Annotated in this window: 13 protein-coding genes and 1 pseudogene; all 14 read left to right on the top strand. The window is 51.0% G+C overall.

Features of this window, described 5'->3' with window-relative positions; translation table 11 throughout:
• The first annotated feature begins 225 nt into the window (after positions 1–225).
• The 14 genes and pseudogenes from rpsB to lpxA all read left to right on the top strand — a co-directional run bounded on the left by rpsB (position 226) and on the right by lpxA (position 14,901).
• The gene (gene rpsB, locus QT397_20050) at positions 226–972 is read left to right on the top strand and encodes a 30S ribosomal protein S2 (protein ID WNZ55142.1); all 747 of its coding nucleotides are present in this window, start codon (positions 226–228) and stop codon (positions 970–972) included.
• Between the two features lie 113 nt (positions 973–1,085).
• Positions 1,086–1,949 carry a translation elongation factor Ts gene (gene tsf / locus QT397_20045; GenBank protein ID WNZ55141.1) on the top strand — a complete coding sequence of 288 codons (864 nt, stop codon included), beginning with the start codon at positions 1,086–1,088 and terminating at the stop codon, positions 1,947–1,949.
• 162 nt (positions 1,950–2,111) lie between these two features.
• Positions 2,112–2,849: a UMP kinase gene (pyrH, locus tag QT397_20040; GenBank protein WNZ55140.1), complete on the top strand. Its 738-nt coding sequence runs from the start codon at positions 2,112–2,114 to the stop codon at positions 2,847–2,849.
• Entirely contained in the window at positions 2,846–3,403 is a 558-nt protein-coding gene (frr, locus tag QT397_20035) for a ribosome recycling factor (protein WNZ55139.1), read from the top strand. Before pyrH ends, frr begins: the two co-directional genes overlap by 4 nt.
• Positions 3,403–4,118, top strand: a pseudogene (gene uppS / locus QT397_20030) (polyprenyl diphosphate synthase). The gene frr and the pseudogene uppS overlap by 1 nt, the downstream one beginning before the upstream one ends.
• A gap of 160 nt (positions 4,119–4,278) precedes the next feature.
• Entirely contained in the window at positions 4,279–5,124 is an 846-nt protein-coding gene (locus tag QT397_20025) for a phosphatidate cytidylyltransferase (protein ID WNZ55138.1), read from the top strand.
• Between the two features lie 109 nt (positions 5,125–5,233).
• Entirely contained in the window at positions 5,234–6,418 is a 1,185-nt protein-coding gene (gene ispC, locus QT397_20020; protein WNZ55137.1) for a 1-deoxy-D-xylulose-5-phosphate reductoisomerase, read from the top strand.
• A 60-nt stretch (positions 6,419–6,478) separates the two neighbouring features.
• Positions 6,479–7,834 (top strand): RIP metalloprotease RseP, encoded by a 1,356-nt coding sequence (rseP, locus tag QT397_20015; protein ID WNZ55136.1) that lies wholly within the window; start codon positions 6,479–6,481, stop codon positions 7,832–7,834.
• A gap of 111 nt (positions 7,835–7,945) precedes the next feature.
• A complete protein-coding gene (gene bamA, locus QT397_20010; GenBank protein ID WNZ55135.1) occupies positions 7,946–9,235 on the top strand; it encodes an outer membrane protein assembly factor BamA in 1,290 nt (429 codons plus the stop codon).
• Positions 9,236–9,284: 49 nt separating this feature from the next.
• On the top strand, positions 9,285–11,837 hold the full coding sequence (bamA, locus tag QT397_20005; GenBank protein WNZ55134.1) for an outer membrane protein assembly factor BamA: 2,553 nt from the start codon (positions 9,285–9,287) through the stop codon (positions 11,835–11,837).
• A 68-nt stretch (positions 11,838–11,905) separates the two neighbouring features.
• Positions 11,906–12,421, top strand: coding sequence for an OmpH family outer membrane protein (locus QT397_20000; GenBank protein WNZ55133.1), 516 nt, complete (start codon positions 11,906–11,908; stop codon positions 12,419–12,421).
• Between the two features lie 14 nt (positions 12,422–12,435).
• Positions 12,436–13,497, top strand: a complete 1,062-nt coding sequence (gene lpxD, locus QT397_19995) for a UDP-3-O-(3-hydroxymyristoyl)glucosamine N-acyltransferase (GenBank protein WNZ55132.1) — start codon at positions 12,436–12,438, stop codon at positions 13,495–13,497.
• Between the two features lie 78 nt (positions 13,498–13,575).
• The gene (gene fabZ / locus QT397_19990) at positions 13,576–14,016 is read left to right on the top strand and encodes a 3-hydroxyacyl-ACP dehydratase FabZ (protein WNZ55131.1); all 441 of its coding nucleotides are present in this window, start codon (positions 13,576–13,578) and stop codon (positions 14,014–14,016) included.
• 105 nt (positions 14,017–14,121) lie between these two features.
• Positions 14,122–14,901, top strand: a complete 780-nt coding sequence (lpxA, locus tag QT397_19985; protein WNZ55130.1) for an acyl-ACP--UDP-N-acetylglucosamine O-acyltransferase — start codon at positions 14,122–14,124, stop codon at positions 14,899–14,901.
• Positions 14,902–14,987 lie beyond the last annotated feature (86 nt).

The following is a 14,987-nucleotide window of genomic DNA, read 5'->3' as shown; positions in this document are numbered from 1 at the left end:
GCGTGGCCCAGGCGTCCCGCCAATAGTATTGAGGCGTGATCATTTGCGCGAAATCGGTGCCAATTCTTCACTATGGGGTGCACTTGTGGTATAAAGCGCGCCGCCTGGGGATACTCCCTGGGCGAGTAAAAGCCGCACACGCATCGACACATGTGTCTGGGTGCCCTGAAAGGGGTTGACGCATGGGATACGTGGAGGACTAACCCGTATATATAGAGGTTTATTATGCCGCAAGTAAGTATGCGCGATATGCTGCAGGCTGGTGTTCACTTTGGTCACCAGACCCGCTACTGGAACCCGAAGATGGGTCAATTCATCTTTGGTGCCCGCAACAAGATTCACATCATCAACCTTGAGCACACTGTACCGGCTTTCAACGAAGCCCTGCAGATCATCAAGGGCATGACTGCTCAAAAGAAAAAGATTATGTTTGTTGGCACCAAGCGTGCTGCACAGAAGTCTATCAAAGAGCAGGCAGAGCGTTGTGGCCAGCCTTACGTCAGCAACCGCTGGCTGGGTGGTATGCTCACCAACTACAAAACCATCCGCGCTTCCATCAAGCGTTTCCGTGAGCTGGAAGCCCAGTCTCAGGACGGTACTTTCGAGAAGCTGACCAAGAAAGAAGCTCTGATGCGTACCCGTGCCATGGATAAGCTTGAGCGCTCCATCGGTGGTATCAAGGATATGGGTGGCCTGCCTGACGCGATCTTCGTAATCGACGTTGAGCACGAGCGCATTGCTATCCAGGAAGCTAACAAGCTGGGTATCCCCGTAATCGGTGTTGTCGACACCAACAGCGATCCCGCTGGTGTTGATTACGTGATCCCCGGTAACGACGACGCTATCCGCGCAATCAAGCTGTACACCACAGCTGTAGCCGACGCAGTACTTGCTGGCGCTGCAGAAGCTGGTAACACCGTTGCGAAGGACGAGTACGTCGAAGCTAACGATGACGAAGCCGCTGCAGAGTAATTTGCAGGGCTAAGTGGTGTAACACAGTCGTTTTACACTACGAACTCAAAAAGGGGCCCGAATTACGGCCCCTTTTTTCTAATTTTTAGTGACAGAACCCCGAGGATTGAATCATGGCGATTACCGCGTCTATGGTAAAAGAACTGCGCGAGCGTACCGGCCTGCCGATGATGGAGTGTAAGAAAGCTCTGACGGCTGCTGATGGCGACATCGAAAAGGCGATTGAAGACCTGCGCAAAGCCTCCGGCCTGAAGGCCGCTAAGAAAGCTGGCCGCACCGCTGCTGACGGCGTTGTTGCCGCTAAAGTTGCAGAAGACGGCAGCTACGGCGTACTGGTTGAAGTGAACTCCGAGACTGACTTCGTTGCTCGCGATGAAAACTTCCAGGCGTTTGTTGCCAAGGTTGTGGAGAAGGCATTTGCCGATCGCCAGCAAGACGTAGCTGCCCTGATGGAAGGCGAGCTGGAAACTGCTCGTGAAGCACTGGTTCAGAAAATCGGTGAGAACATCGGCGTGCGTCGTATCGAGCTGGTTGAAGCCCCAGTTGTAGGTGCTTACGTTCACTCCAACAACCGCATCGCTGCCCTGGTAGCTCTGAGCGGTGGAGAGATCGAGCTGGCCAAAGATGTTGCCATGCACGTGACTGCGGTTAACCCGCAGGTGAACAAGCCGGAAGATATGCCTGCTGACGTCCTGGAAAAAGAAAAGGACATCATCAAGGCTCAGCCGGATATGGAAGGCAAGCCGGCTGAAATCGTAGAGAAAATGATGGGTGGCCGCATCAAGAAGTTCCTGAAAGAGAACAGCTTGGTAGAGCAGCCTTTTGTTAAGAACCCGGACGTAAGCATTGGCAAACTGGTTAAAGATGCCGGTGCCGATGTGGTTTCCTTTGTTCGCTACGAAGTGGGTGAAGGTATCGAGAAGGAAGAGGTGGATTTCGCAGCGGAAGTTGCGGCCCAGGTTAAGTCCTCTTCTTAATCGCATATTATTGGGTGCCCTCGGGCGCTCAATCGCAGTGGGGTGCTTCCGCTGGGGTTTCTTACCCACAGTGGAGCACCCCTCTGTGTAAATGACTGAAATTGTTGTAATGTTCAGCGGCAAGGCCTGGCCACTAACAGGTACATTGAAGGGGACTAACGAATGCCCGGTATTAAAGACCGCAAGTATAAGAGAATTTTGTTAAAGCTCAGCGGCGAAGAGCTGATGGGTGATCAGGGTTTCGGTATCAGTCCCAAGGTGCTGGACAAAATGGCCCTGGAGATTGGGCAGCTGGTCGGTATTGGGGTCCAGGTGGGTTTGGTTGTTGGCGGCGGCAACCTGTTCCGTGGGGCTGCGTTGAGCGCTGCAGGTCTCGACCGTGTGACCGGTGATCACATGGGAATGCTGGCCACGGTAATGAACGCCCTGGCACTGCGCGATGCCCTGGAAAGATCTGACATCTCCTCGAGAGTGATGTCTTCGATTCAAATGAGCGGTATTGTCGATCACTACGATCGCCGTGCGGCTATTCGCTACCTGGAGCGTGGCGAAGTTCTGATTTTTGCTGCCGGTACCGGCAACCCTTTCTTTACCACTGATTCTGCAGCTTGTCTGCGCGGTATCGAAATTGAAGCCGAATTGGTTTTGAAGGCGACCAAGGTCGATGGCGTCTACTCTGCTGATCCCAAACTCGACCCGACAGCAACTCGCTATGACCAGTTGACTTACGATGAGGTTCTCGACAAGAAGCTCGGCGTGATGGATTTGACCGCTATCTGCCTGTGTCGCGAACACAATATGCCTGTACGTGTATTCCGCATGGATAAAAGCGGAGCGCTGTTAAATATTGTGGTTGGCGGCGTGGAAGGCACCTTAATTGAAGAGGAAGTGAAATCGTGATTGAAGATATAAAAACAGACGCGAAAGCTCGTATGGGTAAGGCACTTGATGCCCTGGCTGGAAATTTCAACAAGATTCGCACCGGCCGTGCACACCCGAGTATTCTCGATGGCATCCACGTCTCCTATTACGGTTCTGATACTCCGTTATCTCAGGTTGCCAATGTTACTGTTGAGGATGCGCGCACTCTTTCCGTAACTCCCTGGGAGAAAAACCTGGTCCCGGATATCGAAAAGGCCATTATGAAGTCCGATTTGGGCCTCAACCCCAGCACAGCTGGTGCGGTTATCCGTATTCCAATGCCTATGCTGACCGAAGAGACCCGCAAGAACTTCACTCGCCAGGCAAAAAGTGAGGCAGAGACGGCGCGGGTTTCCATTCGCAATATTCGTCGCGATGCGCTGGCGGACGTGAAGTCACTGGTCAAGGACAAGGAAATTTCTGAGGACGATGAGCGTCGCGCAAGTGACGACATTCAGAAAATTACCGATCAGTTTGTCGCTGATGTGGACAAAGCACTGGCAGCGAAAGAAAAAGATCTGATGGAAATTTAATGAGCATCGGTGGTACCGAGCTACATGCTCCCGGCCCACGTCACATCGCCATTATTATGGATGGCAATGGGCGCTGGGCTGCCCGAAAGGGCCTTTCCCCTTCAGCCGGCCACAAGGCCGGTGTCGAGCGTATCCGCGACCTGCTTTCAGCTTGTAAAGCTCGCGGCGTTAAAGCGCTTACTCTGTTCGCCTTCTCCAGCGAGAACTGGCAGCGCCCTCCGAAGGAGGTCGAGCTGTTGATGAGCCTGTTTAATTCCTATTTGCGCAAAGAGGCCCGGCGGATGCGGGAGGAGGGGTTCGCCTGAGAGTTATTGGTCGACGGGACCGATTTTCTCCTCGCTTGCAGCGCGCTATAGCCGAAGCGGAAGATATCACCCGCGAAGGGACTGAGGGCGACCTGATAATTGCTGCTGATTACGGCGGGCGCTGGGATATAGCTCAGGCGGCCCGTAGATTGGCTCAAGAGGTTGCCGATGGTACGCGCTCCCCAGAGTCGATTACTGAGGATGTACTTGGTAAGTACGTACGGCTTCAAGAACTGCCACCGGTAGACCTTTTGATCCGCTCCAGCGGTGAGCAGCGTATTAGCAACTTTATCCTCTGGCAGGCCGCTTACAGTGAATTCTATTTTACTGATACGCTTTGGCCCGACTTTGACGAAGCCGAACTGGATAAGGCTATCGCAGAATATGAGTTACGTGATCGCCGCTTCGGCGGTCGCGCGGAGGGGATGACGCGATCGCTCAGGCGTGATCCGGGCAAGTCTGCGGCGCTAGGCTTGCGATACAAATTGGTTGGAAATCTTTGCCGACACGCTCTTGATCTGTACAGAGTATCCAGACAGAGTGGTCAAGTTACTAACAAAGGGGTTTGCGGTGCTAAAACAAAGAATAATTACTGCTTTGGTGCTATTGGCACTGTTCATGGGGGTATTGTTTTTACTTCCAATGCAGTGGTTTTCACTGATATTTGTGGCGGTTATCTTGCTGGCGGGCTGGGAGTGGGCCAACCTCTCGAATTTGAATCGAGCCTTGCGCGTCGTTTTTTTGGCCGCACTGGGGTTAACCCTAATGGTCACGGCTCAATACGTCTTTTCAATGAATTTTGATGATCCAGATATCGATCGTGGCCGCCAGATTCTGGCTGTAGCCTGTGGTTGGTGGGCGCTCGCTTTCTTGTGGGTGCAAAGCTACCCGTCCAGTGCTGCTCTGTGGGGCAACCGATGGGTACGAGGCCTGATAGGCCTTGTTGTGTTAGTTCCAACCTGGTTGTCACTGGTAGTTTTGCGAGGCTTGGATCACGGAGCCTGGCTGGTTCTTTATGTGGTGGCGATCGTTGCAGCGGCGGATGTCGGTGCTTATTTTGTAGGCCGCAAGTTTGGTAAGCGGAAGTTGGCTAGAGAAGTTAGTCCGGGCAAGTCCTGGGAGGGCTTTTTCGGTGGCTTGGGTGCTTGCTTGATTTTGGCTCTCGTAACTTCCTACCTATTTGAGCTTCCACTGAAAAATACTGTCTTGTTCACTTTTGGTGTCTTGGTTACTGCACTGGCGTCAGTTATTGGGGACCTGGTGGAGAGCATGTTTAAGAGGCACAGAGGGATTAAGGACAGTAGTCATATGTTACCGGGGCACGGTGGCATCCTCGATCGGATAGATAGCCTTTCCGCGGCTCTTCCAGTGTTTACGATGGCCGCACTAGCGAGCGAGCTGCCGAAATACCTGTAGAGGCGTTTCCGCTCCAGTTTTGTGTTTTATTCGCTAGCGCCCAGCTTAATGCTGGGCGTGCAATTGTTTGGTGGCAGCAATATTGCTATCAGAGGTACGAAAAGGGCCTATGCAAGTAATTCCCCCGCAACAAATTACCGTTCTCGGCTCCACTGGTTCGATCGGCGTGAGCACTCTGGATGTGTTGGCGCGACACCCGGAAAAATATTCTGTTTTTGCCCTTACCGCCCGTGAAAGGGTTGCCGATCTTGCTCAGCAGTGTCGGCGGTTTAAGCCTCAATATGCTGTTGTTGTCGATGAGGCGCGAGCTGAAGAGTTGCGAGTACTGCTTGGCGATGAAGTGGATACGGAAGTCCTAAGTGGGGTGGAGGGTTTGTGTCGTGTTGCCTCCGATACTCTGGTCGATACAGTCATGGCGGCGATCGTAGGAGCTGCGGGATTGCGCCCAACCTTGGCGGCAGTAGATGCGGGCAAGAAAGTGTTACTGGCGAACAAGGAAGCGCTTGTTATGGCGGGCCCAATATTTCAGAGGGCCTTGAATAAGAGTGGCGCGCAACTGTTGCCGATTGATAGTGAGCACAATGCAATCTTTCAATGTTTGCCATTCCCCTGTGAGGATCTCGAAGCTGCGGGCGTGGAAAAAATACTGCTTACGGGTTCGGGCGGGCCATTTCGCACACGGGCTGCGAATGAGTTGGGGGCGGTGACGCCGGATGAAGCTTGTGCACACCCCAATTGGTCGATGGGCCGGAAGATCTCTGTTGACTCCGCCACAATGATGAATAAAGGGCTCGAGTTTATAGAAGCGTGCTATTTGTTTAATGCGCGCCCTGAGCAGATTGAGATAGTCGTGCACCCCCAGAGTATTATTCACTCGATGGTACAGTACCGGGATGGCTCTTTACTGGCGCAGATGGGTAATCCGGATATGCGCACGCCTATTGCCCATGCCCTGGCTTTTCCCCAGCGCATTGATGCAGGGGTGCCAGCTTTGGATCTGATTGCGCAAGGCAGGCTGGATTTTGAGGCCCCGGATTTTAATCGTTTTCCTTGTCTGCGTTTGGCGCGAGAGGCTGTTAATGAGGGAAAAAGTGCTCCAACAGTCTTAAATGCAGCGAATGAAATTGCAGTAGAAGCCTTCCTGGAGGGGCGTTTAGCATTTACTGATATTGCATTGGTGATAGAAAAAGTGATGAATAGGGCTCCCGTTGTTGAACTGTCGGGACTCGAGGCAGTCGAAGCCATTGATTTCAATGCGCGAGAACTGGCCAAGCAGGCGCTTGCCGCCCTCTAAACACATTGCCCGGCGTATAATGGCCGCTAAATTGCGTATGACAAGAAGTTGTAGCTGAGTATGGATCTAATTCAGACGGTAATCTGGGCCTTGGTGGCTCTCGGTGTACTGGTATCTTTCCACGAGTTTGGGCACTTTCTTGTAGCACGTCTGTGTGGTGTTAAGGTGCTGCGCTTTTCTGTGGGGTTCGGCCGCCGGTTGATCTCCCGCTATGATCGCCACGGTACCGAATTCACTATTTCCGCTATCCCCCTCGGTGGTTACGTAAAAATGCTCGATGAGCGCGAGGGGCCTGTAGCGGCTGAAGAGCTGGATCAGGCGTTTAACCGCAAGAGCGTATGGGCGAGGATGGCGATTGCCGCTGCCGGCCCTGCCGCTAACTTTCTTTTGGCGGTAGTCTTTTTCTGGGCTGTGTTCCTCGGTGGAACAGCGGGCCCGGTTCCTATTGTGAAATCCGTTGAGCCCGGGAGTATTGCTGCGTCGGCAGGCCTTGAGTCCGGGCAGGAAATTGTTGCTGTTGATGGTGAGGCTACCCCCACTTGGCAGGCCCTCAATTGGCGCCTGGCAAACCGCCTGGGTGATAGTGGCACCATAGAATTCTCTGTGCGCTATTCGGATTCCAACCTCGAATACCATATGGTGGCGGATATCAATCGCTGGCTTGCCGGCCGTGAAGTTCCCGATCCGCTCGGGGAGATTGGACTGCAGCTCTGGACTCCACCGGTGAGTATGACTCTTCATAATGTAGTGGAGGGGAGTCCGGCAGCCTCAGCTGGACTCAAGGCTGGAGACAAGATTGTCTCGACCGATGGCCGTGACTTTTCATCTTTTCAAAGCTGGACCGATTATGTGAGAGCCCGCGCTGGTGTTCCAATGGATATCACTGTCGAGCGTGGAGGCGAACCGCTGACGGTGTCCGTAACACCGGCGGAGATCAAGCTGGACAGCGGTGAAACCATAGGGCAGGTCGGAGTGCAGCCGGTATCAGAGACTTGGCCCGATGATCGAGTACGGATTTACCACTATGGGGTGGGCGGCGCTTTAGTAAAGGGCTTGCAGGAGACCTGGGATAAAACAGTCTTTACCCTGAATAGCTTGAAGAAACTATTATTTGGTCAACTTTCGACCAAAAACTTGAGTGGCCCCATTACCATTGCTAAAGTGGCGGGTACTTCCGCGGAAGCGGGATGGCAGTCTTTCCTGTCATTGCTGGCGTTGCTCAGTATTAGTCTTGGTGTACTCAATCTGTTGCCTATCCCGGTACTCGATGGTGGTCACCTCCTTTACTACGGTATTGAGGCGATCAAGGGGTCCCCTGTGTCAGAGAGGGTGCAGGTGATTGGTTTACAGGTGGGCATGGCCCTGGTGCTCTGCATTATGGGGTTGGCTCTGTACAACGATATTTTACGTTTGTAGTGCCCTGGATTGGCTTTTTTCCGGGCTGATAATGTGAGTGAGATTTTTATACGTGTGAGACGTTTTGTCTTGGCACGATTGTGTTGTGAGTAAAAGCGACTCGGAAGCGGTATGAAGTATTTGCTGAAAGCGATCTTTCTGGGCCTGGTGCTGCCTCTCAGCGCTTTGGCACAGTCGTTCGTTCTCAGCGATATCCGAGTAGACGGGTTACAGCGGGTTTCTGCAGGTACAGTTTTTTCAGCGCTTCCGATTCGGGTAGGCGACGAAGTTGAGCCTGGCGAGATTCAGGATGCAACCCGAGTATTGTTTCGCACTGGTTTTTTTGAAGATATTCAGATTGGCCACGAAAACAGCGTTCTTGTTATTACCGTGAGAGAACGACCGGCTATATCAAAGATAGATATATCCGGGAACAAGGCGATTGCCACTGAGGATCTACTGAAGGCGATGAAGGAATACGGTCTCGCCGAAGGCCAGATCCTAAAGCGTTCGACCCTCAGGGGGTTGACCCAGGAGTTTGAACGCCAGTACGTGGCGCAGGGTCGATATGGCGCCAGTGTTAAAGCGGAGCTCAAGGAGCTGCCACGCAACCAGGTTGAACTACGGGTTGCTGTCGATGAAGGGGCTGTTGCTGCGATAAAACATATTAATATCGTAGGAAATCGAGCCTTTTCTGATAAAGAGCTGGAAGAGATTTTTGAGCTTAAAACTACTGGCTGGCTCTCTTGGTTGCGCAGCGATGATAAGTATTCTAGTGAGAAACTCACTGGTGATTTGGAGCGCTTAAAGTCCTATTACCTGGATCGTGGATATCTTGGTTTCCAGATTGATTCGGCTCAGGTATCTCTAGGGCCGGACAAGAAGAGTGTATTCATTACTATTAACGTGGTTGAGGGTGGTGTTTACACGGTTAGTGAGGTGGAAATTGCTGGAAACCCGATAGTAGCGGAGGAGGAAATCAACCGCCTGCTATTGGTGCGAGAAGGTCAGCGGTTTTCCCAAGCGAGGGTGACGACCACTTCAGACTATATTGCTAAACGCTTGGGCAACAAAGGTTACGCTTTTGCCGAAGTGAATGGTGTTCCTGAGGCCAATGAAGACGAGAGTACAGTAAAAATTACCTTCTTTATTGATCCGGGAAAGCGCACTTATGTGCGACGTATTAGTTTTCGCGGGAACACTCGCACCGCAGATGAAGTCTTGCGGCGTGAACTGCGCCAGATGGAGTCAGCTTTGGCTTCCTCTGCGCGTATAGAGCAATCCAAAGTGCGTCTTGAGCGCCTTGGATACTTGAAGGTAGTGAAAGTTGAAACAACTAAGGTGTCCGGCACCTCAGACCGGCCCGATGTTGATTACATGGTAGAGGGGCAACCCTCTGATTCTGGGGGAGCGGGGCGCTAGTTGGCGCTGTAACTCCTGGATTGCGAATAAAAACACCTGGAATTAGTAGATGAAACATTTCCTGAAAGCGGCTTCTCTTAGTCTGGCACTGCCTCTCAGTGCTTTAGCACAGTCATTTGTAGTTGATGACATCCGTGTGGAAGGGCTGCAGCGCGTCTCTGCCGGTACCGTATTCTCAGCTCTCCCTGTGCGAGTGGGGGATGAGGTGGAGACTCTGGAAATTCAGAGTGCCACTCGGGCGCTGTTTCGCACTGGTTACTTTGAGGATATTCAAATTGGCCAGGAGAATGGTGTCCTGGTTATCACTGTGCGCGAGCGACCTGCAATTTCCAAGATTGAAATTACGGGTAACAAGGCGATTGCAACAGAAGACTTGTTGAAAGGCATGCAGGAGAATGGCCTTTCAGAGGGGCAGATCTTCAAGCGCGCAACCCTTGAGGGGTTGGCTCAGGAGCTGCAGCGTCAATATGTTGGCCAGGGACGCTATGACGCCAGTGTTAAAACTGAAGTAAAAGAGTTGCCGCGCAACCAGGTTGAGCTTCGCGTAATTGTTGATGAAGGCTCAGTAGCCGCAATTAAGCACATCAATATTGTCGGCAATAAAGCGTTCTCCGATGAAGAGCTTGGAGAGATTTTTGAGCTGCAAACCACCGGCTGGTTGTCGTGGTTGCGCAGTGATGACAAGTATTCCCGCGAAAAATTGACCGGCGACCTGGAGCGTCTCGAATCCTACTACCTGGATCGTGGGTACCTGGATTTTAAAATTGACTCCACCCAGGTATCCCTGAGTCCCGATAAAGAGAGTGTATTTATCACCGTCAATGTATATGAAGGCGATGTTTACACCATTAGTGAAGTGGACCTGGCGGGTGATCCTGTAGTCCCAGAGGAAGAAGTTAAGCGCTTGCTGCTGGTACGGGAAGGGCAGACCTTCTCCCAGGTTCGGATGACAACAACCTCGGATTATATTACCAAGCGCCTGGGGAATGAGGGTTATACCTTTGCTGAGGTTAATGGTATCCCTGAGCCGAATAAAGAAGAGAAAACGGTAAAAATTACCTTCTTTATCAACCCCGGCAAGCGGGCTTACGTTCGTCGAATTAACTTCCGAGGTAATACTCGCACCACAGATGAGGTTTTGCGCCGCGAGATGCGTCAGATGGAGTCAGCTTCTGCTTCCTCTGCCCGTATAGAGCAGTCTAAAGTCCGCCTTGAACGCCTGGGCTACTTCAAAGAAGTTGAGGTGGAAACCTCAGAAGTACCGGGTACATCCGATCAGATTGATGTTGAATACACGGTTGAAGAGCAGCCTTCAGGGTCGATCGGCGGCACTATAGGCTGGGCTCAGAGCAGTGGCTTGGTGCTGGGAGCCAATATCCAGGAGAACAACTGGTTAGGTACCGGTAAATCCGTAGGTATTGGGATGAATGCCTCCACCTACCAGACTTCTGTGAATTTCTCTTACCTTGACCCTTACTTCACACCGGATGGTGTGAGCCGCGGCTTTAATGTCTTCTACACAGAGAATGATTACTCCGAGGTCAACCTCTCTGACTACAACACCACGACTTATGGTGGTGGAGTTAGTTTTGGTTACCCGATGTCGGAAATATCTCGTGTCGGCCTTAATGTGAGCTTTAACCACCTCGAATTATCTACCCGCTCAGGTACTGTTCAGGAGATTGCATCAAGCCCAAGCCTTATTGATGGTGTCGCCCGGAAGGGAATTACAGAAGATAACTATGATTTGATTCTGGAAGCTCTTGCGGAAGATGAGACCCTCGATCTTGCGATGGATATTGACGATAGTCAGTTTAATACTACCTTTGACGGATTTATCGATCGTTACGGAGACTCGTTTGATAACGTTGCCTTAACAGCATCCTACGCTCGTTCTACCTTGAACAGGGGAGTTTTAGCGACTCGAGGGGCCTCACAGAATCTCTCTTTGGAATTTACCGTTCCCGGTAGTGACCTCGAATATTACAAGCTGGTTTACACCGGACAGTACTTCCGACCATTAACTAAGAGTCTGACTTTGCGCCTGCGTACCCGATTGGGCTATGGCGATGGGTTTGGTGATCTTGATGAATTGCCTTTCTTTGAAAACTTTTACGCAGGTGGTTTTGGCTCCGTACGCGGATTTGAGCGTAACACTCTAGGCCCTCGTTCCACGCCTTATGAATTTTATACGGATCTTGGCTGTGCCACTGAGGGCGGGGAGATAACTGAGTATTGTTATTTTGTCGATGATGATGGCGATTTGGTAGTTAGCTCCTACGATGATGCCGATCCATTTGGCGGTAATATCCTGATCGAAGGCAGTGCAGAGGTAATCTTCCCATTGCCCTTTGTTAAAGATCAGCGTTCCTTACAAACCGCTTTCTTTGTGGACGCGGGTAATGTATTCGATACCAGCTGTGGTGATACCCAGATCAACTGTTACGATGTGGACTTTGGTAAGATGAATGTCTCTGCGGGGATAGGCTTGACCTGGATTACCGGTTTTGGCCCGCTGACATTTAGCTTGGCGAAAGCTCTTAAGAAAAATGATGATGATGATGTGGAAGTATTCCAGTTCACTCTGGGTAACAGCTTCTAAATTTGTCAGATAAAATGAATTAGGCGTATATCAGCGCAATTAAAATAAAATCTATTGGAGAGACCGACGTGCTTAAGAATGTAAAAATTGTTGCAGTATTACTTGCAGGTATGACCTTATCCGGCGCAGCGCTGGCGCAAACCAAGGTTGCAGTACTTAACCTACAAGCTGCGATCATGAGCACAGATGCAGCGAAAACCAAGGTTAACTCCTTGAAGACCAGCTCTGAATATTCGAAGCTGCAGAGCAGTGCCGAGTCAATTCGTTCTGAACTGCAAAAAATGGCTGAAGATGCCAAGAAAAATAGTGTGACCTGGTCCGATGAGCAAAAGACTGAGTACCAGCGCAAGATGAATTTCCAGCGCTCAGATTTTGAGACAACGGTGAAAAAATTGCGTGCAATGGAAGCTCAAGTGGGTCAAGAGATCCAGGCTTCTATGGGACCAAAGGCCAGGGATGCCCTGGACGCACTGATTAAAGAGCAGAAGCTTGACGTAGTGCTGGATTCCAATACTGCCTACTATGTAAGTCCCAGCGTCGACCTGACAGAGGCTGTTGTTAAGCGTATGAACGCAGCCAAGTAAGTCGATAGTCTTATATGAAAGATAGCTTTTCTCTTGCCCAGTTGGCGCAAGAGCTGGGGGCCGACTTGCGGTTGGCGCCCGGTTCAGATTCCAATCAAAAAGTTCAGGGTTTAAATACACTGCAGGATGCTGGTGCAGAGCACTTGGCTTTCCTTGCAAGCCCTAATTATCGACGCTTTCTGAAAACGACCAAAGCTGCCGCAGTGCTGGTATCGGAAGAGTTTGCTGAAGAGTGCCCGGTAACGGCTTTATGTGTTGCGGACCCCTACTTGGCCTTTGCTCGAGCAACAGCCCTGTTCGATACAACTCCTGAAGCACCTATTGGTATTCACCCCTCTGCAGTAGTTCACCCCACGGCAGAGATTGGTGCTGGTGTCAGTGTGGGGCCCGGCTCTGTGGTCGAGGCCTACGCAAAATTGGAGCCTGGAGCGATTGTTGGTGCTAACTGCTATGTTGGCGAGGGCAGTTTAGTCGGTGCAGGAACACGCCTGTATGCCGGCGTTGTTTTTCATCATAACTGCTCTATCGGTGCACACGGTATTATTCACAGCCAGACGGTTATTGGAGCCGATGGCTTCGGGTTTGCGCCTAATAAAGGCAGCTGGGTGAAAATTCACCAGCTTGGTGGAGTGCAAATTGGCGAAGATGTGGAAATTGGAGCCAATACCTGTATAGACCGTGGGGCTTTGGGTGATACGGTGATTGGGCGAGGAGTCAAGATCGACAATCTGGTCCAAATCGCGCACAATGTGAAGATTGGTGACTACACGGCCATAGCCGGGTGTGCCGTAATTGCCGGTAGTGCAGAGATAGGGAAACATTGTCTTCTCGGTGGCTGTAGCCGTATTAACGGACACATAACGATTGCAGATGGCAGTCAGGTGTCGGGTAACACGTTTGTTACTAAGTCGATAAAGGATACTGGTAGCTACTCTGGAGCGTTATCCTTTGCCGATAGTTCTACCTGGCGTCGTAATGCTGTGCGTTTTGGTCAGTTGGATCAAATGGCGCGCAGATTGAAAGATTTGGAAAAACAGGTTCAGGCACTGTCCCAAAAGAGTGGGACAGACGATTGAACTTTAGTTATTAATTAATTTGGCTTTGTTGTTTTCGGGGCGTTTTACGCCCCGAAGTGGTTTCTGGGGGCATTTGGAATGATGGATGTACGTGAAATTCGCGAGTATCTGCCGCACCGTTATCCTTTTTTGTTGGTGGATCGTGTAGTAGAACTCGAAGAAGGGAAGTATATAAAAGGCTATAAAAACATTTCTGGAAATGAAGAAGTTTTTAATGGCCACTTTCCGGAAATGCCTATTTTCCCGGGAGTGATGATTGTTGAAGCCCTGGCCCAGGTCTCGGGAATCCTCGGCTTTAAAACGTTTGGCAAAAAACCGGAAGATGGATATCTGTATCTGTTCGGTGGGGTTGATAAGGCGCGCTTTAAGCGTCAGGTGATCCCAGGTGATCGCCTTGAGCTCGAGTCTGAAGCGGTATCTGTTCGCAGAAATATCTGGAAGTTCGCTTGTAAAGCCAGTGTTGATGGCGAGCTGGCAGCTTCTGTTGATATCCTATGTGCCGTCAAAAAGGTTCAGTAATTCTGTAAAGCTCGCTGGAGAGTTAGATTCAGGATTTTCCGGGTAGCCTTTGTTTTAAGGGTACAGGTTACCCAGTACGATTAATGCCGAGGAGTAGATCCCAGAATGCAGACAAGTATCCACCCTACAGCTATTGTCGACTCTACGGCAGTAATTGGTTCCGGGGTGAGTATTGGTGCTTACACCATTGTTGGAGCCGGCGTAGAGATAGGTGATGGCTGTGATATTGCCTCTCATGTGGTGCTTAGTGGGCCGACCAAACTGGGGAAGAACAACCGAATCTACCAGTTTGCTTCCGTAGGGCAGGATACCCCGGACAAAAAGTATCGTGGTGAAGAGACGACACTCGTTATTGGCGACAATAACGTGATTCGCGAGGGGGTTACGATCCACCGTGGTACCGTTCAGGACCGAGGTGAGACCACTATTGGTGACGAAAACCTGATCATGGCCTATGCCCATATTGGCCACGATAGTGTTGTTGGCAATCACACTATTATGGTGAATAACTGTGGTTTGGCCGGTCATGTTGTTGTTAAGGACTGGGCGATTCTGAGTGGTTATAGTTTGGTTCACCAGAACTGTACTGTGGGAGAGCATGCTTTCCTGGGAATGGGCGCTGCTATCGGTAAAGACGTCCCTGCTTATGTTATGGTTGCCGGAAACCCTGCCGAAGCAAAGACCATTAACTCAGAAGGGCTGCGCAGACGGGGCTTTTCTAGAGAAGATATTGCCCTGATCAATAAAGCTTACAAGACCGTTTATCGTCGCGGTCTTACTATGCAAGAGGCGCTGCAGGCCTTGATGGAGTTGCGCGAACAATCTCCAGTTATTCAGCCGTGGATAGAGTCTTTGCAATCTTCCACCCGCGGCATTGTTCGCTAATTCACTTCTCTTTGGAGCTGTTTGGTGCAGCTCCGATTGCACTTTATGCAACTCCCAATTAATTCCAACATAAACAGCTCCCCAAG

This window comes from Microbulbifer sp. MKSA007 (assembly GCA_032615215.1).
GTDB lineage: Bacteria > Pseudomonadota > Gammaproteobacteria > Pseudomonadales > Cellvibrionaceae > Microbulbifer.
The sequence above is the reverse complement of the archived record's forward strand: the minus strand, read 5'-3'. Positions and strand labels throughout refer to the sequence as shown.

Coding starts and splice junctions, on each gene's coding strand:
- lpxA (WNZ55130.1), top strand. CDS start 14,122: ATGCAGACAAGTATCCACCCTACAGCTATTGTCGACTCTACGGCAGTA.
- bamA (WNZ55134.1), top strand. CDS start 9,285: ATGAAACATTTCCTGAAAGCGGCTTCTCTTAGTCTGGCACTGCCTCTC.
- rpsB (WNZ55142.1), top strand. CDS start 226: ATGCCGCAAGTAAGTATGCGCGATATGCTGCAGGCTGGTGTTCACTTT.
- tsf (WNZ55141.1), top strand. CDS start 1,086: ATGGCGATTACCGCGTCTATGGTAAAAGAACTGCGCGAGCGTACCGGC.
- pyrH (WNZ55140.1), top strand. CDS start 2,112: ATGCCCGGTATTAAAGACCGCAAGTATAAGAGAATTTTGTTAAAGCTC.
- rseP (WNZ55136.1), top strand. CDS start 6,479: ATGGATCTAATTCAGACGGTAATCTGGGCCTTGGTGGCTCTCGGTGTA.
- fabZ (WNZ55131.1), top strand. CDS start 13,576: ATGATGGATGTACGTGAAATTCGCGAGTATCTGCCGCACCGTTATCCT.
- lpxD (WNZ55132.1), top strand. CDS start 12,436: ATGAAAGATAGCTTTTCTCTTGCCCAGTTGGCGCAAGAGCTGGGGGCC.
- bamA (WNZ55135.1), top strand. CDS start 7,946: ATGAAGTATTTGCTGAAAGCGATCTTTCTGGGCCTGGTGCTGCCTCTC.
- ispC (WNZ55137.1), top strand. CDS start 5,234: ATGCAAGTAATTCCCCCGCAACAAATTACCGTTCTCGGCTCCACTGGT.